Annotated in this window: 17 protein-coding genes and 1 pseudogene; all 18 read right to left on the bottom strand. The window is 52.6% G+C overall.

Annotated elements, in window-relative coordinates; all coding sequences use genetic code 11:
- The coding region (gene tnpB, locus PMI22_RS15125; RefSeq protein ID WP_007945832.1) for an IS66 family insertion sequence element accessory protein TnpB at nt 1-282 on the bottom strand (282 nt) is incomplete at its 3' end.
- 136 nt (nt 283-418) lie between these two features.
- Nucleotides 419-2,413 carry a polysaccharide biosynthesis protein gene (locus PMI22_RS15130; protein ID WP_033049229.1) on the bottom strand — a complete coding sequence of 665 codons (1,995 nt, stop codon included), beginning with the start codon at nt 2,411-2,413 and terminating at the stop codon, nt 419-421.
- A gap of 90 nt (nt 2,414-2,503) precedes the next feature.
- A complete protein-coding gene (locus PMI22_RS15135; protein WP_007945829.1) occupies nt 2,504-3,535 on the bottom strand; it encodes an MraY family glycosyltransferase in 1,032 nt (343 codons plus the stop codon).
- Nucleotides 3,532-4,494, bottom strand: a complete 963-nt coding sequence (locus PMI22_RS15140) for a UDP-glucose 4-epimerase family protein (protein WP_007945828.1) — start codon at nt 4,492-4,494, stop codon at nt 3,532-3,534. Before PMI22_RS15140 ends, PMI22_RS15135 begins: the two co-directional genes overlap by 4 nt.
- 12 nt (nt 4,495-4,506) lie before the next feature.
- A complete protein-coding gene (wecB, locus tag PMI22_RS15145) occupies nt 4,507-5,634 on the bottom strand; it encodes a non-hydrolyzing UDP-N-acetylglucosamine 2-epimerase (protein ID WP_007945827.1) in 1,128 nt (375 codons plus the stop codon).
- On the bottom strand, nt 5,627-6,637 hold the full coding sequence (locus PMI22_RS15150; protein WP_007945826.1) for a nucleoside-diphosphate sugar epimerase/dehydratase: 1,011 nt from the start codon (nt 6,635-6,637) through the stop codon (nt 5,627-5,629). The genes wecB and PMI22_RS15150 overlap by 8 nt, the downstream gene beginning before the upstream one ends.
- A gap of 29 nt (nt 6,638-6,666) precedes the next feature.
- Nucleotides 6,667-7,524, bottom strand: coding sequence for a dTDP-4-dehydrorhamnose reductase family protein (locus tag PMI22_RS15155; RefSeq protein ID WP_007945825.1), 858 nt, complete (start codon nt 7,522-7,524; stop codon nt 6,667-6,669).
- 8 nt (nt 7,525-7,532) lie between these two features.
- Nucleotides 7,533-8,762 (bottom strand): glycosyltransferase family 4 protein, encoded by a 1,230-nt coding sequence (locus tag PMI22_RS15160; protein ID WP_007945824.1) that lies wholly within the window; start codon nt 8,760-8,762, stop codon nt 7,533-7,535.
- Nucleotides 8,763-9,403: 641 nt separating this feature from the next.
- Complete coding sequence (locus PMI22_RS15165; RefSeq protein WP_007945823.1) at nt 9,404-9,643, bottom strand: lipopolysaccharide assembly protein LapA domain-containing protein; 240 nt, start codon at nt 9,641-9,643, stop codon at nt 9,404-9,406.
- A 27-nt stretch (nt 9,644-9,670) separates the two neighbouring features.
- Nucleotides 9,671-9,967: an integration host factor subunit beta gene (ihfB, locus tag PMI22_RS15170; protein ID WP_003369729.1), complete on the bottom strand. Its 297-nt coding sequence runs from the start codon at nt 9,965-9,967 to the stop codon at nt 9,671-9,673.
- A 142-nt stretch (nt 9,968-10,109) separates the two neighbouring features.
- Nucleotides 10,110-10,388, bottom strand: a complete 279-nt coding sequence (locus PMI22_RS15175; protein WP_007945821.1) for a hypothetical protein — start codon at nt 10,386-10,388, stop codon at nt 10,110-10,112.
- A 259-nt stretch (nt 10,389-10,647) separates the two neighbouring features.
- A pseudogene (gene ltrA, locus PMI22_RS0129400) lies at nt 10,648-11,962 on the bottom strand (group II intron reverse transcriptase/maturase).
- 473 nt (nt 11,963-12,435) lie between these two features.
- Nucleotides 12,436-14,121: a 30S ribosomal protein S1 gene (gene rpsA, locus PMI22_RS15180; protein ID WP_007945819.1), complete on the bottom strand. Its 1,686-nt coding sequence runs from the start codon at nt 14,119-14,121 to the stop codon at nt 12,436-12,438.
- A gap of 120 nt (nt 14,122-14,241) precedes the next feature.
- On the bottom strand, nt 14,242-14,931 hold the full coding sequence (cmk, locus tag PMI22_RS15185; RefSeq protein WP_007945818.1) for a (d)CMP kinase: 690 nt from the start codon (nt 14,929-14,931) through the stop codon (nt 14,242-14,244).
- The gene (locus PMI22_RS15190; protein ID WP_007945817.1) at nt 14,928-17,135 is read right to left on the bottom strand and encodes a bifunctional prephenate dehydrogenase/3-phosphoshikimate 1-carboxyvinyltransferase; all 2,208 of its coding nucleotides are present in this window, start codon (nt 17,133-17,135) and stop codon (nt 14,928-14,930) included. Before PMI22_RS15190 ends, cmk begins: the two co-directional genes overlap by 4 nt.
- 28 nt (nt 17,136-17,163) lie before the next feature.
- Nucleotides 17,164-18,276, bottom strand: a complete 1,113-nt coding sequence (hisC, locus tag PMI22_RS15195; protein WP_007945816.1) for a histidinol-phosphate transaminase — start codon at nt 18,274-18,276, stop codon at nt 17,164-17,166.
- A gap of 10 nt (nt 18,277-18,286) precedes the next feature.
- A complete protein-coding gene (pheA, locus tag PMI22_RS15200) occupies nt 18,287-19,381 on the bottom strand; it encodes a prephenate dehydratase (protein WP_007945815.1) in 1,095 nt (364 codons plus the stop codon).
- Nucleotides 19,381-20,466 (bottom strand): 3-phosphoserine/phosphohydroxythreonine transaminase, encoded by a 1,086-nt coding sequence (gene serC, locus PMI22_RS15205; protein ID WP_007945813.1) that lies wholly within the window; start codon nt 20,464-20,466, stop codon nt 19,381-19,383. The genes pheA and serC overlap by 1 nt, the downstream gene beginning before the upstream one ends.
- Nucleotides 20,467-20,575 lie beyond the last annotated feature (109 nt).

Raw genomic sequence — 20,575 nt, 5'->3', positions numbered from 1 at the left:
GTGTGGTTCATGGATCGGATACGCTTCATCGGAGCAATCCGGCGATGTTTTGAAACGCTCGGATTCCAGGCGCTTTAGCCAAAGGCAAAAGCCGTTGCGCTCCCAATACAAAATCTTCACTCGGTTTCGAGGCTTGTTAAGGAACACGAAAAGCACCGGGTCAAACACCGCGACCTTGATGTCCAGTTCGACCAGCGCAGCGAGGCCATCAATGGATTTTCGGAAGTCGACGGGCTTGGGATAGATATAGACTTTTTCGACTTTTGCGTCAGGACGCATCATGAGGTGCTGGCTCCGGAAAGGAATCGGGAGCACAGCATTGAGGATCAGGTGGTGACTTTGAATGTGGGGTTTATGGAGCGCTTACGAACCTTCTGGCGGCGAATATTCTGATATCGCAATGTAACATGTGCAGTGATCATGGCTCAAGTCGACGTTGCTGATAGATCCAGTCAACGATTTCGCCAGCAGGCGCGTAACCCTGGACAGTTTCACGCAGCAATTGACGGACACGGGAGTAGTCATCCTGCTCGATAGCAGCCAGCAGTTCGGCAAGCCTGGCCTTGAGCACACCCCAAGCCAGATAATCCTCACTTGCAGTCATGATCATCGGATGTTGAGTTGCAGTTACGTTATCTCCAATCAGCAACTCTTCGTAAAGCTTCTCACCTGGGCGCAAGCCAGTGAACTCAATCGCGATATCACCATGTGCGTTTTTCTCTGAACGGACACTTAAACCGGACAGGTGAATCATTTTCTCAGCCAGTTCGACGATTTTTACTGGCTCGCCCATGTCTAGCACGAATACGTCTCCGCCCTGTCCCATAGAGCCAGCTTGAATGACTAGCTGTGCGGCTTCGGGAATAGTCATGAAGTAACGAGTAATCTTCGGGTGAGTAACCGTTATTGGACCACCCGACTTGATTTGCTTATGAAATAAAGGGATAACCGAACCTGAGGATCCCAGAACATTACCAAACCGCACCATTGTAAACCGAGTTCTATTCATCGCGGAGACACTGGCCATATCGCCAAATAACACGGGCTCGGCTTCTTTACTCAATGCCTGAAGAGTCAGTTCTGCCAGACGTTTGGTACTACCCATTACGTTGGTGGGCCGCACCGCCTTGTCAGTAGAAATCAGTACAAAATTAGAGACACCTGCCTGCAAAGCAGCCTGAGCTGTATTAAGAGTGCCTATCACGTTGTTTAGCACACCCTCGGCGATATTGTGCTCAACCATAGGGACATGTTTATAAGCTGCAGCGTGATAAACAGTGTCTACATGCCAAGAGTTCATGACATCCAAAAGTTTGTGCTGATTTCGAACTGACCCTAAAATTGGTAGCAGTTTTACCGAAAAGGATTCACGAGCAATTCGCTGCTCAAGTTCAGAAAGAATACTGTAGAGGTTAAATTCGCTATGTTCGAACAACAAAAGGATCGTCGGACGCAGCTCCAGGATTTGTCGGCACAGTTCGGAGCCTATGGAGCCGCCCGCACCTGTGACAAGAACTACCTGCCCCTTGATACAGTGCTCAAGTAGCTCTTCTTGAGCAGGCACTGCATCACGGCCCAGCAAATCGGCTATGTCCACCTCTTGGATATCATCAACCTTAACCCGACCGCTTGCCAAGTCCATGAACCCAGGCACACTACGGACATGAAGCGGGAAACGCTCAAGTAAACCGAGAATCTCACGACGACGACCACGAGACGATGAAGGAATCGCCAGTAATATTTCTTGCGCGCCAGTCGCCTCAATCATCTGTTGAATATGCTTGGGTTTGTAAACTTGCAATCCGGAGATAATACGACTGGCAATACCGCTATCGTCATCGATAAAGGCGACAGGACGCATGATCCGTCCCATTCGCAACGCTGCGACAAGCTGATTTCCCGCGGCGCCAGCTCCGTAGATAGCTACTTTAGGCAAACCGTCATCACGATTAGTGAAAGGGACATGCTGAACTGCAGCAAACCAGTCGCCAAGGAAAAACTGACGCATTGCCAGCCGCAAACCACCAATCATGATCAAATTCAACCACCAGTAATTGAAAATGATTGACCGAGGTACGACATTTTGATGATTACTGTACCAATAGACGACAACTCCGAGAATCAAGGATGAAAGGCTGACTGCCTTGATGATTGCGATAAGAGCGTCATTACCGAAGTAGCGCATAACTGCGCGATACATGCCAAAGCGAATAAACAGCGGAATGGCTACCACTGGGGCACTTAGGAAGAGCCAAAGGTGTTGAGTAAAAGGATTGATCAAATCATCAACCCCCAAGCGAACAACAAATGCCATCCAGAGGGCTAGCCATACAAGGACAATGTCTATCGTCACCTGAATCAGTCGTTTACTGCGGCGCGGAAGACCTAATAGCAAAGCTCGGAACCTTTCCATACCCCTTCGAACACCTCTCGCCACACTTTTGTTAGTCAGACACAATGCGTGCCACCGTCGCAAACAATCAACACTTTACAACATCAAACGTCAAATATTTGAGGATGGGGCCTTTTCTAACTCACCTGCGTGAAATTTTATGGCCAAGACGATTAAAGGCACGTAGGCGATCATCAGCCCGAGAGCTCCATCCAGCCCAAACTTTGTTACACAGATACCAATAGGCAACAACCAAAACAGGTTGATGCCACCCACCGTAAGCGTGACTGGCAAGTGCTTCCCAACCATTCGCGAAGCATACTGATAAGCATGGCTGCGGTGAGCCTCGTAAACTTTATCTCCTCGGACCAGCCTACGCAGCAGTGTAAATGTTGCATCGACAATAAACACACCCAAGAGGATCAGCCATCCCCAAAGTAGCTGCGATGAAACCCATGCAGCCTGAAACGAAATCATTCCCAAGGTGATCCCCAGAAACCCACTTCCCGCGTCTCCCATAAAAATACGCGCGGGAGGAAAATTCCAATAGAGAAACCCGGCAACGGCCATAGCCAGTATCAAAGGAGCCCATAAAAGCTCAGCAAATCCGCCCAGCCAGTAAAGTAAACAGGCTCCGAGGCAAGCACAAATAGCCTCAACACTGGCAATACCGTCAATTCCATCCATGAAATTGTAAAGATTTAGCATCCATACCAAGTAAATTACCCCAAGAAGGTGTCCTATCCAGCCGAGGTCAACTGTCCAACCAATAACAGCGACAGAAGGAAGCCCACCAAACCAGAACAACGCCCAAGCACCAGCACTGAAATGACCAAGTAGGCGCCATCGAGCGGCTATATGACCGTGATCATCCATAAAACCGATGACTGCAACCACCCCCCCTGCACCGCCAAAAGCTGCCAGAGCTTCCCAGGGAACTAGATTTCCCCAACCCAATAATGGGAGTGAGAGCAGGAAAGCTACAACGATTGCAACCCCTCCACCCCGTGGAGTCGGAACCGAATGAGAACTACGAGCGTTGGGGACATCAATAATACTTAAAGCAAGCGCATAACGACGCAATCCCGCTGTAAGACATAACGAAATAATGGCCACAGCCGGAATCAACCACCAGTAACTCATTGCTTGCGACTCTCTTGAAAGTGTATAGCCGCCTCCTTTAAAGCAGAATCCACAGAGACTAATGGTTTCCATCCTAAAACATCGCGAGTCTTGCTTATATCTACCCGAAGCGATCCACATAGCCGTTGCAAAAGATCTGACTTCCCAAAAAGGCTGGCACCTAAGCGAAGTATCCATTCTGGCACAGGAAGTAGACGCGCGGGTTTGTCCAGCGCACACGCCATTCTCCGTAATAATTCAGTAGTCGACAGATCTTCACCGTCACTTACCATGAAGGTTTGATTGGCCGCCGCGGGATGTTCCATACATAAAATTATTAGATCAACCAGGTTATCTAACGCAACAAGGCTTCGGCTATTTCGAATCGCGCCAAAGGGCAAAGGGAAGCCCTTATCAAGCCACTGCATCATCTTCAGAAAATTCGCCTTAACGCCAGGCCCATAAACTAATACAGGCCTGATTATTACAACCTCCATCCCTGTCCTTTGTGCAATAGCCTTCAGACCTGATTCAGCTTCCATCTTGGAAACACCATACGGGTCTAACGGTGCAGGTACTGCGTCTGGCGAGTAAGCATCATCCTTTGTCGTGCTCTCACCATTGACCTTTATAGAGCTTATAAAAACGAAACGACGAACTCCAGCCGAAGCCGCTTGCTCAGCAAGCTTTAGCGTCCCTTTAACATTAACAGCTCTAAATGCCTCCAGAGGGTTTAATGCTTGATCGTTCATGACATGAACTCGAGCCGCTGCATGGACGACAACGTCAAAACCAATCAAATTTGGCGTCCAATCCACAGCAGAGGAAAGCTCGAAATTTTTCAGCAAACGCACCGTAGCAGGACCATCGATAGACTCACCACGCGCGGCTGCAAATACCTCAACATTTTTTTTGTTTGCTAATACATTGAGCAGCCTGTTGCCAACAAATCCAGACGATCCCGTCACCAATACGCGCATGTGTCCTCCCTTTTATGCCTTAGACCATACGGTACGATTAATATAATCCGTATAACTATAAATAACTCGTGCTATCTGTTTTGAGACCGGGCCACCAAGATAGTCCTTTACAACAGGAATGACACGAGCGCCACGGTGATGCTGGCTCGTCACAACCCGCACGGCATCCAGCACCCGGTCAACCTTGAGCCCACACATGATGAGCGTTCCCTCATCCATTCCCTCAGGACGCTCATGAGCATTGCGAATTGTAACCGCGGGGAGGTTCAATAAAGAGGCCTCCTCGGTAATGGTTCCGCTGTCAGACAGAACACAAAACGACCCCATCTGCAACTTGATATAATCAAGCAAACCAAATGGTTTGACAAACCGAATCAACGGATGCTCAAGGGACTCGCCCAACGCTTCAAGACGTTTTCGCGTGCGAGGGTGCGTAGAGACAATAACGGGAAACCCGTAATTATCGGCCAATGCACGAAGCGACTCTAGGAGATCGAGCAGGTTTTTAGGTGTATCTACGTTTTCTTCACGATGAGCACTAACGATAAAAAATTTACCGTCTTCGAGTTGCTCACGCTCCAAGATATCAGATGCCAAAATATTCGGCATATAATGATCAAGTACTTCCTCCATGTGCGACCCTGTTTTAATGATCGTTTCAGGCCTGATACCTTCATCTAATAGATATCGACGAGCATGCTCAGTCAAAACCAGATTAATATCACTTAGATGATCAAGAACCTTACGATTCAACTCTTCAGGCACTCGCTGATCAAAACAGCGATTGCCCGCCTCCATATGAAAGACTGGAATTTTTCGACGCTTCGCAGCGATAACAGCTAAGCAGGTATTAGTATCCCCATACAACAAAAGTGCATCAGGTTTTTCCAGCTCGAATATCTCATCTGACTTTGAGATAACTTCCGCAATAGTTTGGGCAGCCGTCTCGCCCACTGCACCAAGAAAATGATCAGGCTTGCGAATTTCGAGATCATCAAAAAAAACCTGATTCAACTCATAGTCATAGTTCTGACCGGAGTGAACGAGCACATGATCAGTCTGTTTATCCAACTCTGCAATAACACGACTCATCTTGATCAGCTCGGGCCGTGTTCCCACCAGCGTCATGACCTTAAGCATCTAATTGCTCCTTAATGAAATCCAATTTCAACAAAAGCTCTTTAATGCCAGGAACGTCCAAACGCTCAGTATTATGCGAAGTGTAGTCATCCAATTCGGAGATATTTTGCTCACCTTCAACAAAATACTTCTTGTAATTCAGATCCCTATTATCGGCGGGAATACGGTAGTAGCGCCCCATATCTTCGGCTTTTGCCATTTCTTCACGTGAAATTAGCGATTCGTAGAGTTTTTCGCCGTGACGAGTACCAATCACCTTGATTGCGTTATCGCCCGAGAAAAGTTCTTTGAGTGCTTGAGCCAAATCAGCAACAGTGGATGCCGGTGCTTTTTGAACAAAAATGTCGCCTTGTTCGGCATGCTCAAATGCGTGAAGAACCAAATCTACTGAGTCATCAAGTGACATTAGGAAACGCGTCATGCTTGGATCTGTCACAGTCAGCTCATGACCATCTTTAAGCTGTTTGACAAAAAGAGGAATTACCGAACCTCGAGACGCCATCACATTGCCGTAACGTGTAGAGCAAATGACAGGCCCTGTTTCCGGAATGATCCTGGACTTGGCAACTACAAGCTTCTCGGCCATAGCCTTCGAAATACCCATTGCGTTGATGGGATATACGGCTTTATCAGTGCTGAGAACAACAACTCGACTAACATTATTGGCAATGGCCGCATTGAGTACGTTTTCAGTACCAATTACGTTGGTTTTAACGGCCTCCATCGGGTAAAACTCACACGATGGAACTTGTTTGAGCGCTGCGGCGTGAAATATATAGTCCACACCGACCATCGCTTGGGAAACACTAGCGTAGTCCCTGACGTCGCCAATATAAAACTTGACTTTGTCATTACCTAAAGCTATGCGCATGTCTTCCTGTTTTTTTTCATCACGACTAAAAACACGAATCTCCTTGACGTTTGTATCGAGAAAACGTTTGAGAACAGTATTTCCGAACGAGCCGGTACCGCCTGTTATCATCAAAATCTTATCGTCGAACATTATGATCACCAAAATTTAAAAATGGGAGTTTAACGGCTAGCGCGCATCGCTTCAATTAAATCAGGCCACTGTGGAGGCGCGTACCCTGTAGCTGTTTGGAACCGGGACGAATCTAATGACCGATCGATTTCAAGTTGCTCATCCGGGACAATGCTGATTTCTTTTTGATAGATTTTGGCGACATAACGCAGCAACGTAAGCTTATCGATTGGCTGCGTAGAAACATGGTATAGCCCCTGGAGTGCGGGTTGCGGTATTACAAAATCCAGAATGACGCGAGCAAGCTCAACCGTTGGCAACCCGGAAAAGATGGCTTTTGAAAACCCTTTGACAGAGCCGGACTGCGCAAGAAACCAGTCAACAAGCGATGATTGACCGTTCAGTTCATGCCCGATGATTGAAGTACGAAGAGTAATCGCGTGCGGCTGATCAACAATTTCTCCGATATATTTAGACTTCCCATACAAATCTTCAGCATCAGAAACATCTGCTTCTTTATACATACCTTTTCGACCGGAAAAAACGCAATCCGTACTAATATGCACTAAGCGACTCCCAACTAAAGCGCATAGCTTGGACAGTCGATGGGGCAACATCGCGTTAATAGGCAAAACAGACAAAGGATCCTTAGCGGAGCTCAATTGCTTGATTAGCCCAATACAGTTAATTACAACATCAGGCTTAGACCGCTCAAAGACATCAACTAAAGAATCTTGATCAAGCACATCCACGCCTGAAATCAAATTACCTTTAACCTTACTATCAAAGCTATCAATTGCCTTAGCATTACGAACTGTTCCAACAACACTCAAGGCAGACGAACTGCTGAGTACTTTGAAAACAGCATTACCCAGCATACCTGTTGCACCCAAGACCAATACACGCATTCCAGCACCTATTTTCTATTGAGCCGAGCGGTCAAAATATCAATCAATCGACCGCTTTGAAAATCCATATCATAATTTTCATTAAAATACTGTAAACCTGCCGCCCCCATTTTATCACGCTCAACGCTCGAGCTCTCTTTCAAAGATAAAATGGTTGCCGCTAGCAACTGACCATTTGCCGGGGGGCACACCAATCCCGCGCCAGACTCACTGACCACCCGAGCCCCTTCACCCCTTAAGGCCGCAATAATCGGACGACCGGCGGCTAGATAAGCTTGGATCTTGCTAGGTATCGTATAAGAGAAAATTTCCTCATCATTCAGAGAAACCAACAACGCAGCAGCACATTCAAATATTTCAGACATGGCATCAGCCGGAAAGCGACCAGGCAACACAAGGTTATCCAGATTAAGCGACTTTTTTTGACCCACTACCCATTCGAGCATACTGCCACTACCGACAATGAATATCCTCAACGCAGTTTCTTGCTTTAATATCGACGCGGCCTCAACAATACTTTCTACTGACTGAGCCGTACCAATGTTACCTGCAAACACCACGCTGAAATGGTTTTCGAGTTCGCATTTCAGATCGCTCGGAATGATATTTCCTCTCACTGAAAAATTTTTAATATCTATTGAATTTGGAAAGTAAACCAACTTTTCCGGATCAGCGTACTTCTTTGTCGGCTCAAAAAAAGCTCGGGACTGTAGCAATAAAGTATCACAATATTTATAAATTCCACGGACCATGCAACCTACCGACTTAAGCACCCAAGACTTCTTAATAAAGCCCGTCGCAGAAAGACTTTCAGGCCATAAGTCCTGCACCCATACAGCCAAGTGCGCGCGCTTGAGCCACTTCAAGAGTATCGCGGGTATTACCTGGACAATAGGTGAAGGCGCGAAAACTATAATCACATCGATTTTTTTGCCTCTCAGGAGTTTAGGAAAATACCAAAGCCCCATCACAACAAACGACAAATAGTTTAATACTAGTTTTTTGGCGCCTCCTTTGCCACGGGGGTAAACGGGCACACGGACTACATCGATCAGCGAGGAATAGCGCTCACGCTGCACTCCCTTGGCACTGTAACCGCTATAAATATCCCCGTCAGGATAATTGGGCTTACCGGTGGCAACCGTAACCTCATGCCCCTCGCTAGCAAGCTTGATCGCCAAATCATTTATAATAAATGACTCAGGCCAAAAATATTGAGACATCAGTAAAATACGCATATACGCTCGTCAAATCTATTATATACGCGCACTATCAGAAGCAACTTCTTCCGGCGAAAAATTTCGCAAAGCAGACTAAAAAACAGACCACTAGCAAACATCACAAAAAACATTATATAAGCAAGTAAGCTATATCTCTGTAAAACTCCGGCCGCCTTGGACAAATCGACACACCTACACCCAATCAGCGAGAATTGGAAGCCAAGGAAAAAGGATTGACGAGCACACTCTACAAGGCTGTAAATCGCCTCCAAAACATTACAAGGTTTCTGGCTAACGTCGATTGGTGTTTCAAGACTAACTGCGAAAGCAAGCTTTTCGGTGTTAACTACCGAGTCGCTCTTGCTGGGGATGATATGACGAATGACTACCGATCTGATAAGTCCAGCGCCGCAGGTTACGAGCGTTTTCATGTAAAACTATACCCTTGAGTTCCTGGCAGCCATCTACTTACCTCTGCCTAATCCATGAATGCAAAGCCATCCGTGCTAGCTGAAGCCCCAGACAGAGCCGACCTCAACCAAAGTGGCCATATACCACCACCCGGAAAAACACTGCATTTTACAGCTTAGTGAAGGATTTACTAATAGATATAGACAAACTGCGACACAAATACGACGTGCACCGCGTACCTGCTTCAATCAGACAAGGTGCTTGCGAGAAACCCTGGACGTACGTCCCAGAAGCCAACCAAGAATTGGGCCCATAATCATGCCAATTAGCAAAGCAAGAATTATCACCAGCGATACTGGCAGTTGCGGCCCCGCCCAACCGAGGAACAACAAGGAAACCGATTGCTGATTCTCGAGAATAAAAGCCAGAATCGCCAAAACCAGCAACAAAGCGAACAATGCCGTCAGTGCGCGCTTCAAATTAGGCATGAGCGACTCCTCGCGTTTCGGAAACTGTCAAAGCCCTTCCTCCTCGTCCTCATTCACCCGATCCCTAAGCTCCTTCCCCGGCTTGAAATGCGGAACAAACTTACCATCCAGACTAACCGACTGACCAGTCTTCGGATTACGCCCAACCCGCGGCGCGCGATAGTGCAACGAAAAACTACCAAAACCACGGATTTCGATACGATCCCCAGTCGCCAGGCATTGGGACATTTGCTCGAGCATGGTCTTGATGGCCAGCTCCACATCCTTGGATGAGAGCAGCCCTTGATGGGTGACAATTCGTTCGATCAACTCCGACTTCGTCATATTTTTCCCTTCTTTTTCAAGCAGCTAGGAAAAGCGCTTCAAAGGTTTTAGCATGCCCGGAAGAATTTGAACAGCCTGAGCTTTGACATATCTTTACCAGGTCGAGCCAACCAATCTCAAAGAGCTTCAACACAGATCAGCCTCATCTACAGACCACCAGCATGGTTCGAGTCAGGTATCCCGCAGGATTGAAGCCAAACGGGAATACATCCTCCTCTTTGGCATCATCAGACCTTGCCAAGACCTTATACCCCGCCGCCTTACACTCCTTTTCTGCGCGTTTGAGGCATTTCTCCCATCCGGAACCCAGCCCCGAACAATCGATCTCGATTCCGCTAACCCCGCGCACGACGTGCGTTTTGGCATTAGTCGCGCAACCCGCCAATGTCAGCACTGCTATTGCGACAATGAGCTTGTTCATTCACCTCCCTATACCAGGCGCCCTGCCCGACTATCGTTCCTTTCAGGCTACAGGTTAGCTGCAAAGAAACGATTGATCCGATTAAAGAAACAGACAGCTTATCGAGCATGTTGGTTTCACAAGCATCTAATGCAGCCCGGTAGCGACGATGAGCCCACCAAATCGCAGGCATCGGCATAGGGAGGCGACCTTCACAGGCCGCTCCCCTGCCACACCACCCGGCATGCGGGTCCGCACCGGGCGGTTCGAGAGATTGAGGTTATGAAAGACGCACTAATCCCAGCCTGTCGAACCACGCAATAGTAAGCACGCGATTCAGCGCAAGACGACTGTTATGCCACCAGCGAGAGGTGTTCCCTGCCACCTTCTGCGCCACTTGGTTACTCGCGCCAAGTGCTCGCAGCTCACGGTACGTCGTCGTTCCACGCTTCCATTGTTTTAGTTGGATCGCTCGCAGTCGATGTCGCAGCCATTCGTCCAGCTCACGCCAGACGGCAGGGGTTTGCGACAATCCGAAGTAAGCTTTCCAGCCCAAAATGTAAGGTCGCAGCTCATCGGCAATCTGCTGCAAGCCACGGCCACACGAGCGCCGTGTACCAGCGTATTCGTTGCTTGAATTGCTTCAGCGCTTTATAGGGCACAGCTCGTTTGACGTCGCCGCGGGCCGACCAGAACTCGTAGCCCAGAAACTTACGACCAAATGCGCTCGTCACTGCACTTTTACTTTCGTTAACGCTCAAGTGAAGCTTTTCATAAAGGCGCCTCAGCAAGGTCATCACTCGGAGCCCTGCTTTATGACTGCGAACATACACATTCGCATCATCGGCATAGCGCACAAAACAATGACCTCGACGCTCAAGCTCACGATCCACCTCGTCCAGCAGCACATTCGCCAGAAACGGCGACAACGGACCGCCTTGCGGCGCCCCGCAACGGCTTTTCTCGACCACTCCATTGATCATCGTCCCAGCGTCCAGATAAGTCCGAATCAGTCGGATAACCGCCCGATCCAGAATCCGCTTGCGTAAACGGTCCATCAAGATGTCGTGATCGACTCGGTCGAAAAACTTCTCCAGATCAACGTCCACCACCACTTCGCGCCCAGAAGATACGTAGCGCTGGGCCGCCAAAACGGCGTCCTGCGCACGACGCCCCGGACGAAAGCCGTAGCTGTGCTCACTGAAAGTGGGATCGACTAGCGGCTGCACAATTTGCAGCAACGCTTGCTGGATCAAACGGTCAGTGACCGTCGGGATACCCAACTCGCGTTCGCCGCCGTCAGGTTTGGGGATTACTACGCGCTTTACCGGACTGGGCCGGTAGGCACCTGAAAGAAGCTGCTCACGAATCTTCGGCCATTGGCTCAGAAGGTGTTCGGCGGTCTGTTCAATATCCAGACCATCGACTCCCGCTGCACCTTTGTTGGCCTTGACCCGCTTCCATGCCCGCTTCAGGTTTTCTCTCGCAAAGGCCCGCTCCAGCAGCCCTTGCCCTGCGTTATCGGATTCATCTTGCGGGCGATTGACCTCGTCGCTGACAGGACTTCTCACGGCTTCACCGCTCGTTATCTCCATCCGCCCCGCGTTCGGCAGGCATCTGACTTCCGGTCTTTCGTATCAACATGGCCTATAGCGCTTTCTCTCGTTCGGCCCTTCGTCAAAAAAAAGACTACTACGGCCTCTGCTGACTTCTCGCTCCGACTGGCGCCGTCGCCCTTTCAGGCATAAAGCGAGATCTCCCCAGGTAAGAACGCAATCCTTCACCACACAACCGCCGGATTTACGCAGCCTGATCCTTGACCACAAGAGCTTCGCGGTTTTGTGCCCGCTCGCCCTGATCGGCTTCGCCTTTTATCCGGTTCTTGTACATCGGCTCATGGCTTCGATTCACGCTTCCTCCCCACACTCGGTCGCCCTAGTGCAGTTGCGCTTCACTTCGTTCGCTGTGGTCAGCTTACGGCGGGACTCACACCCGCAAGATTGCGCCCATGCTGGGCGCACACAAAAAAGGGCGACCGAAGTCGCCCTTTTTAATGATCAAGCAGAACTTAGTTCTGTTTGGCCATTGCCTGGCGCAGCAGTGCCGCCATGGTGGTATCAGTTGACTCGCCTTCCGGAGCAGTTTTCAGGCTCTGGATAGCTTCTTTCTCTTCAGCATCGTCTTTTGATTTGATCGACAGCTGAATGACGCGGCTCTTACGATCAACGCTGATGATCTTGGCTTCTACTTCCTGGCCTTCTTTCAGAACGTTGCGCGCGTCTTCAACGCGGTCACGGCTGATTTCGGAGGCTTTCAGAGTCGCTTCGATATCGTCGGCCAGAGTGATGATGGCGCCTTTGGCGTCAACTTCTTTCACGATGCCTTTAACGATTGCGCCTTTGTCGTTCTCTTGAACGTACTCGGAGAACGGATCGCTTTCCAGTTGCTTGATACCCAGGGAGATGCGCTCGCGCTCTGGGTCAACCGACAGGATAACGGTGTCCAGCTCGTCGCCCTTCTTGAAGCGGCGAACGGCTTCTTCGCCCACTTCGTTCCAGGAGATGTCGGACAGGTGAACCAGACCGTCGATGCCGCCGTCCAGACCAATGAAGATACCGAAATCGGTGATCGACTTGATGGTGCCGGAGATTTTATCGCCCTTGTTGAACTGGCCAGAGAAATCTTCCCATGGGTTAGATTTGCACTGCTTGATGCCGAGGGAGATACGACGACGCTCTTCGTCGATGTCCAGAACCATAACTTCCACTTCGTCGCCGACTTGTACGACTTTCGAAGGGTGGATGTTCTTGTTGGTCCAGTCCATTTCGGAAACGTGTACCAGACCTTCAACGCCTTCTTCCAGCTCAGCGAAGCAGCCGTAGTCGGTCAGGTTGGTTACACGAGCGGTAACGCGAGTGCTTTCTGGGTAACGGGCTTTGATAGCAACCCATGGATCTTCGCCCAGTTGCTTGAGGCCCAGGGAAACACGATTGCGTTCGCGATCGTACTTCAGAACCTTGACATCGATCTCATCGCCAACGTTGACGATTTCGGAAGGATGCTTGATACGCTTCCAAGCCATGTCGGTAATGTGCAGCAGGCCATCGACGCCACCCAGATCGACGAATGCGCCGTAATCGGTGAGGTTTTTGACGATACCTTTGACTTGCTGACCTTCCTGCAGGGATTCCAGCAGAGCTTCACGCTCGGCGGAGTTCTCGGCTTCGAGGACGCTGCGACGGGAAACGACAACATTGTTGCGTTTCTGGTCGAGTTTGATGACCTTGAATTCCAGCTCTTTGCCTTCCAGGTGCGTAGTATCGCGCACAGGACGGACGTCAACCAGAGAACCTGGCAGGAACGCACGGATGCCGTTAACGTCGACAGTGAAGCCGCCTTTAACCTTACCGTTGATAACGCCCTTGACCACTTCTTCGGCTGCGAAGGCTGCTTCCAGAACAATCCAGCATTCAGCGCGCTTGGCTTTTTCACGGGACAGCTTGGTTTCACCAAAGCCGTCTTCAACCGAGTCCAGAGCAACGTGAACTTCGTCACCGACGTTGATGTTCAGTTCGCCAGCGTCGTTGTAGAACTGCTCAAGCGGGATGAGTGCTTCAGACTTCAGGCCAGCGTGAACGGTTACCCAGCGAGCCTGGTAATCGATATCAACGATAACACCGGTGATGATGGAGCCTGCCTGAAGGTTCAGGGTTTTTAGGCTTTCTTCAAAGAGTTCCGCAAAGCTTTCGCTCATTTTAATTCCTGTTGATGAGGGCGAAGACTACGCCCATCTCCACACCCCAGACGGTATGGGTTAGTTTCATTTAAAAGAAGTCACCGCAGGACTATGACTGGTCCCCTGCCGCCTTCTTGGTCACCCGGCGATATCGCGAATGGCGATTTCGCTCATGATGTGTTCCAGCACCTGATCGATGGATAATTCCGTGGAATCCAGCTGAATGGCGTCAGCCGCCGGTTTGAGCGGGGCTACCGCTCGCTGGGTGTCACGCTCATCGCGAACACGTATCTCATCTAGCAGACTCGACAGACTAACACCATCGTCTTTGCCCTTCAACTGCAAGTATCGACGGCGCGCACGCTCCTCGGCACTGGCAGTGAGGAAAATCTTCAAAGGCGCGTCCGGAAAAACCACCGTGCCCATATCTCGGCCATCGGCGACCAGCCCCGGCATTTCCTGGAAAGCACGCTGGCGCTGCAGCAGCGCCTCGCGTACGGCGGGCAGCGCAGCGACTTGCGATGCACCGGCACCGATACTTTCCGTACGAATCACATCGCTGACTTCGTCGCCTTCGAGAATGATTCGCTGCAGTTGACCATCCGTCGCAGCGATGAATTGCACGTCCAGATGAGCGGCCAGTTTTTTCAGCAACTCTTCGTTGGTCAGATCAACACCATGATTGTGCGCGGCGAAAGCCAGCAAACGGTACAGCGCACCGGAATCCAGCAGGTTCCAGCCCAGACGCTTCGCCAGTATCCCGGCGATCGTGCCTTTACCGGAACCGCTCGGGCCATCAATGGTAATGACTGGCGACTTGTTGATCACGACTGAGCCTCTTCAGCAACCCGGATGCCGACCTGCGCGCACAGCGCGAGGAAGTTCGGGAACGACGTCGCTACGTTGGCGCAATCATGGATGCGGATCGGTGCAGTAGCGCGCAACGATGCAACGCTGAATGCCATGGCAATTCTGTGGTCGCCATGACCATGCACTTCGCCGCCGCCGATCGGGCCGCCATCGATGATGATGCCGTCCGGGGTCGGTTCGCACTTGACACCCAGCGCCAGCAAGCCATCAGCCATGACCTGAATCCGGTCCGACTCCTTGACCCGCAGCTCTTCAGCGCCACGCAGGACAGTGCGCCCTTCGGCACAGGCCGCAGCCACGAACAGCACCGGGAATTCGTCGATGGCCAGCGGAACCAGCGCCTCGGGAATCTCGATACCCTTGAGTTTAGCTGCACGTACGCGCAAGTCCGCAACAGGTTCGCCGCCGACTTCACGCTGGTTTTCCAGGGTGATATCGCCGCCCATCAGACGCAGGATGTCGATCACGCCCGTACGGGTCGGGTTGATGCCGACATGCTCCAGCACCAGCTCCGAACCTTCGGCGATCGATGCAGCCACGAGGAAGAACGCGGAGGACGAGATGTCGCTCGGTACTTCAATGTGGGTCGCAGTCAGCTTGTGCCCGGATTCGACCGAAGCGGTCGCGCCGTTGACGCTGACCGGGTAGCCAAAACCTTGCAACATGCGCTCGGTATGGTCACGGGTCGGTGCAGGCTCAGTGACGGTGGTCTTGCCTTCGGCGTACAAACCCGCCAGCAAAAGGCAGGATTTCACCTGAGCACTGGCCATCGGCATGGTGTAGGTCAGGCCTTTGAGCTTGTTGCCGCCACGAATGGTCATCGGCGGACGACCTTCAGCAGCGGTCTCGATCACGGCGCCCATTTCACGCAACGGGTTGGCGACGCGATTCATCGGACGCTTGGAAAGCGAAGCGTCACCGGTCAGGGTGCTGTCGAAGTTCTGCGCAGCCAACAGGCCAGACAGCAGACGCATCGAGGTACCGGAGTTGCCCAGATAGATCGGGCCTGGCGCTGGCTTCAGGCCATGCAGGCCAACGCCGTGAATGGTCACGCGACCATGATGCGGACCTTCGATTACAACGCCCATGTCGCGGAAGGCTTGCAGGGTCGCCAGAGCGTCTTCACCTTCGAGGAAGCCTTCGACTTCGGTGACACCCTCGGCCAGGGAGCCAAGCATGATCGAACGGTGGGAAATCGATTTATCGCCCGGTACACGAATCCGCCCAGTCAGGCGGCCACCAGGTTGTGCCAGGAAAATCAGGTCGTTGGAGTTCATAGCGTCCACATAGGCCCGGCGGGCCAGGATTTTACTGAAATGCTCGCGGGCAACCCGGGCGCGCGTGAACACGCCCAACAATTGGTGCCCATCCCCTGCATCGACCGCGTCGCGCAAGGCGTCGAGATCGCTGCGAAATGTATCAAGTGTGCGCAGGACAGCTTCGCGGTTGGCGAGGAAGATGTCGTGCCACATGACCGGGTCGCTCCCCGCGATTCTTGTGAAATCGCGGAAACCGCCCGCAGCGTAACGGAAGATCTCAAGGTTTTCATTGCGTTTGGCCAATGAATCGACCAAACCGAACGCCAACAGGTGTGGCAAATGGCTGGTCGCCGCCAACACTTCATCGTGGCGCTCGACCTCCATGTGCTCGACATCGGCGCCCAATTCGCGCCACAAACGGTCGACCACTGCCAACGCGGCCGGATCGGTTTGATCCAGCGGCGTCAGAATCACTTTATGGCGACGGAACAGCTCGGCGTTTGAGGCTTCCACCCCGCTCTGCTCGGAGCCGGCAATGGGATGCCCCGGCACGAAACGCGACGGCATGCCGCCAAAGGCCGCGGTTGCCGCATGGACGACGTTGCCTTTGGCGCTACCGACATCCGTCAAAATGGCCGAACCCAGATCCATTGCAGCGAGGTGCGCCAGCATTTTCTCCATGGCAAGGATCGGTACGGCCAGTTGAATCACGTCAGCGCCCTGACAAGCTGTCGCCAGGTCTTCTTCGCAGCGATCCACCACGCCCAACTCGACCGCCAGCTTGCGTGACTGCGGGTCGAGGTCGACCCCGACCACTTCGCGGCACAGGCCACTTTCACGCAAACCCTTGGCGAAAGAACCACCGATCAATCCCAGACCGACCACCACCAGGCGACCGATCATAGGCGCAGCAGATTGCAGTGCAGTGACATCAACCACGAGCCAGAACCTTGGTCAGCGCCTCAAGGAAGCGGCTGTTTTCAGCCGGCAAACCAATGGTGATGCGCAGGTGGTTCGGCATGCCGTAGTTGGCCACCGGACGCACGATCACGCCTTCGTGCAACAACCCCTGGAAGACCGGCGCAGCAACACGGCCGAGATCGACGCAAATGAAGTTGCCCTTGGACGGAATCCAGCTCAGCCCCAACTCACGCAAACCCGCTTCCAGTTGCAACATGCCGGACTCGTTCAAGCGACGGCTTTCAGCCAGGTAATCGGTGTCTTGCAGCGCAGCGCAGGCAGCGGCCAAGGCCAGACTGTTCACGTTGAACGGCTGACGCACACGGTTCAGTACGTCGGCGACCACGGCGGTGGACAGCCCATAGCCGACTCGCAACGCTGCCAGACCGTAAGCCTTGGAGAACGTGCGTGACACCAGCAGGTTCGGATAAGCCGCCAGATAGTCCAGACCGTCCGGCAAGTCGCTGCCCTCGGCGTATTCGATGTAGGCCTCGTCCAGCACGACCAGCACATGCGCAGGAACATCCTGGAGGAATTCATCCAGCGCCTCGGCATCGAACCAGGTTCCGGTCGGGTTGTTCGGGTTGGCAATGAACACCACGCGAGTGTCCGCGTCGATCGCCGCCAGCATCGCCGACAGGTCATGCCCCCAGTCCTTGGCTGGAATCACTTTGGCCTGGGCACCGACGGCCTGGGTCACAATCGGATAGACCGCAAACGCGTGTTCGCTGAACACGGCATTGAGGCCTGGCGCCAGATAAGCACGCGCAACCAGTTCCAGAATGTCGTTGGAGCCGTTGCCCAGCGTCACTTGATTCAGTTCGACGCGGCACTGCTCGGCCAACAGGGTCTTGAGCGCAAAACCGTTGCCGTCCGGATACCGGGTCAGCTCGGCCAGCGAATCCTGAATCGCCCTCAGCGCCTTTGGACTCGCGCCCAGCGGGTTTTCATTACTGGCCAGTTTGACGATGCTTGCCGGATCAAGGTCCAGCTCACGGGCCAGTTCGTCCACAGGCTTGCCCGGGACGTACGGCGAAAGTTGTTGTACGCCCGGCTGTGCCAGAGCGAGGAAGTCATCACTCATTTGCTACCCCTTAGAGAACTGCTTTCGGGTAGGAACCCAGCACTTTGAGTGCCACCGCTTCCTGACTTATCTTTTCCAGCACACCTTTGATCAACGGATCGCGATGGTGGCCGACGAAGTCGATGAAGAACACATAGGTCCACTTGCCGCTGCGCGACGGACGCGTTTCGATGCGCGTCAGGTCGATGCCGTTGTCATGGAACGGCACCAGCAATTCGTGAAGCGCACCGGGCTTGTTGCTCATGGAGACGATGATCGAGGTCTTGTCGTCGCCGGTCGGCGGCACTTCCTGGCTACCGATCATCAGGAATCGCGTGGAGTTATCCGGACGATCCTCGATTTTCTCGGCCAGACGGGTCAAGCCATACAAGCCAGCGGCCATGTCGCCGGCAATGGCGGCCGAGTTCCACTCACCTTTAACCCGCTTGGCGGCTTCGGCGTTGCTGGACACCGCCACGCGCTCGACATTCGGGTAATGGGCGTCCAGCCACTTGCGGCACTGGGCCAGCGATTGGGCATGGGAATAGATGCGGCTGATGCTGTCGGTCTTGGTGTTTTCACCGACCAACAGGTGGTGGTGAATCCGCAACTCGACTTCACCACAGATGACCATGTCGTGTTCGAGGAAACTGTCGAGGGTGTGGTTGACCGCGCCTTCGGTGGAGTTTTCCACCGGGACCACGCCAAAGTTCACCGCACCGGCCGCCACTTCGCGGAACACTTCGTCGATCGCCGCCATCGGCTTGCTGATCACCGCGTGGCCGAAGTGTTTCATGGCCGCCGCTTGGGTGAAGGTGCCTTCAGGGCCCAGGTAAGCCACTTTCAGCGGCTGCTCAAGCGCCAGGCACGAGGACATGATTTCACGGAACAACCGCGCCATCTCTTCGTTACCCAGCGGCCCTTTATTACGCTCCATGACACGTTTGAGCACCTGAGCCTCGCGCTCAGGACGATAGAACACCGGCACTTCGCCTTCGGCCAGCGAGGCCATCTTTACTCGCGCAACTTCCTGGGCGCAGCGTGCGCGCTCACTGATCAGCTCCAGGACTTTAGTGTCCAGGGCATCAATGCGAACGCGCAGAGCCTTGAGTTCTTGCTCAGACATTAGCCGTGTTCCTTCTCGAACTCTGCCATGTACGAAATCAGCGCGTTGACCGCAACGATGTCAACGGCGTTATAGATGGAGGCGCGCATGCCGCCCACGGAACGATGACCCTTGAGGTTCAACAGGCCACGCGCGTCGGCACCAGCCAAAAATGGCTTGTCCAGACGGTCGTCAGCCAGACGGAACGGCACGTTCATCCACGAGCGATCCGATTTGTTGATCGGGTTGCTGTACATGCCGCTGGCGTCGATGAAGTCGTAAAGCGTGCGCTGCTTCACTTCGTTGAGCTTGCCGATGGCTTCAACACCACCCTGCTCTTTCAGCCACTCGAACACCAGGCCGGACAAATACCAGGCCAGGGTCGGCGGGGTGTTGTACATCGAGCCGTTATCGGCCGCGACCTTGTAATTGAGCATGGTCGGGCACAGCGAACGGGCGTGACCCAGCAGGTCTTCGCGGACGATGTTGACCACGATGCCGCTCGGGCCGATGTTTTTCTGGGCGCCGGCGTAGATCATGCCAAAGCGCGAAACATCGATTGGCCGCGACAGAATATCCGAAGACATGTCAGCCACCAGCGGAACGTCACCGGTTTCGGGGATCCACTGGAATTCCAGGCCGCCGATGGTTTCGTTCGGCGCGTAGTGAACGTAGGCCGCGTCTTTGGACAGGCTCCATTCGTTTTGACCGGGAATAGCGAAATAGTCGTAAGGCTTGGCGGTACCGGCGACATTCACATTGCCGTAGCGCGAAGCTTCTTCGATGGCTTTCTGCGACCAGATACCGGTATCGATATAGTCGGCGGTGCCGCTTTCCGGCAACAGGTTCAGAGGAATCTGAGCAAATTGCTGGCTGGCGCCACCTTGCAGAAACAGCACTTTATAGTTCGAAGGGATATTCAGCAGATCACGCAGATCCTGCTCGGCCTTGGTGGCGATGGACACGAACTCATCACTGCGATGGCTCATTTCCATGACCGACAAGCCCTTGCCGTGCCAATCAAGGAGTTCACCCTGGGCGCGCTGCAGGACAGCTTCGGGAAGTGCCGCAGGACCGGCACAGAAGTTATAGGCTCTCTTGCTCACATCCAATCTCGCTCTGATTTGGTGGTAATCACGCAATACATCACAATATCAATCGACACAGAGTCCCTGCCGAAGCAGAAAACCTGTGGGAGCGAGCCTGCTCGCGAAT

It is taken from the genome of Pseudomonas sp. GM21 (genome assembly GCF_000282215.1).
Taxonomy (GTDB): Bacteria; Pseudomonadota; Gammaproteobacteria; order Pseudomonadales; family Pseudomonadaceae; genus Aquipseudomonas.
This window is presented reverse-complemented; position numbering and strand designations above follow the sequence as displayed.

What these genes read in the sequence shown, in the direction of transcription:
- PMI22_RS15130 (WP_033049229.1), bottom strand. Translation starts at nt 2,413, where the DNA reads ATGGAAAGGTTCCGAGCTTTGCTATTAGGTCTTCCGCGCCGCAGTAAA.
- PMI22_RS15135 (WP_007945829.1), bottom strand. Translation starts at nt 3,535, where the DNA reads ATGAGTTACTGGTGGTTGATTCCGGCTGTGGCCATTATTTCGTTATGT.
- PMI22_RS15140 (WP_007945828.1), bottom strand. Translation starts at nt 4,494, where the DNA reads ATGCGCGTATTGGTGACGGGATCGTCTGGATTTGTTGGCAACAGGCTG.
- wecB (WP_007945827.1), bottom strand. Translation starts at nt 5,634, where the DNA reads ATGCTTAAGGTCATGACGCTGGTGGGAACACGGCCCGAGCTGATCAAG.
- PMI22_RS15150 (WP_007945826.1), bottom strand. Translation starts at nt 6,637, where the DNA reads ATGTTCGACGATAAGATTTTGATGATAACAGGCGGTACCGGCTCGTTC.
- PMI22_RS15155 (WP_007945825.1), bottom strand. Translation starts at nt 7,524, where the DNA reads ATGCGTGTATTGGTCTTGGGTGCAACAGGTATGCTGGGTAATGCTGTT.
- PMI22_RS15160 (WP_007945824.1), bottom strand. Translation starts at nt 8,762, where the DNA reads ATGCGTATTTTACTGATGTCTCAATATTTTTGGCCTGAGTCATTTATT.
- PMI22_RS15165 (WP_007945823.1), bottom strand. Translation starts at nt 9,643, where the DNA reads ATGCCTAATTTGAAGCGCGCACTGACGGCATTGTTCGCTTTGTTGCTG.
- ihfB (WP_003369729.1), bottom strand. Translation starts at nt 9,967, where the DNA reads ATGACGAAGTCGGAGTTGATCGAACGAATTGTCACCCATCAAGGGCTG.
- PMI22_RS15175 (WP_007945821.1), bottom strand. Translation starts at nt 10,388, where the DNA reads ATGAACAAGCTCATTGTCGCAATAGCAGTGCTGACATTGGCGGGTTGC.
- rpsA (WP_007945819.1), bottom strand. Translation starts at nt 14,121, where the DNA reads ATGAGCGAAAGCTTTGCGGAACTCTTTGAAGAAAGCCTAAAAACCCTG.
- PMI22_RS15190 (WP_007945817.1), bottom strand. Translation starts at nt 17,135, where the DNA reads ATGATCGGTCGCCTGGTGGTGGTCGGTCTGGGATTGATCGGTGGTTCT.
- hisC (WP_007945816.1), bottom strand. Translation starts at nt 18,276, where the DNA reads ATGAGTGATGACTTCCTCGCTCTGGCACAGCCGGGCGTACAACAACTT.
- pheA (WP_007945815.1), bottom strand. Translation starts at nt 19,381, where the DNA reads ATGTCTGAGCAAGAACTCAAGGCTCTGCGCGTTCGCATTGATGCCCTG.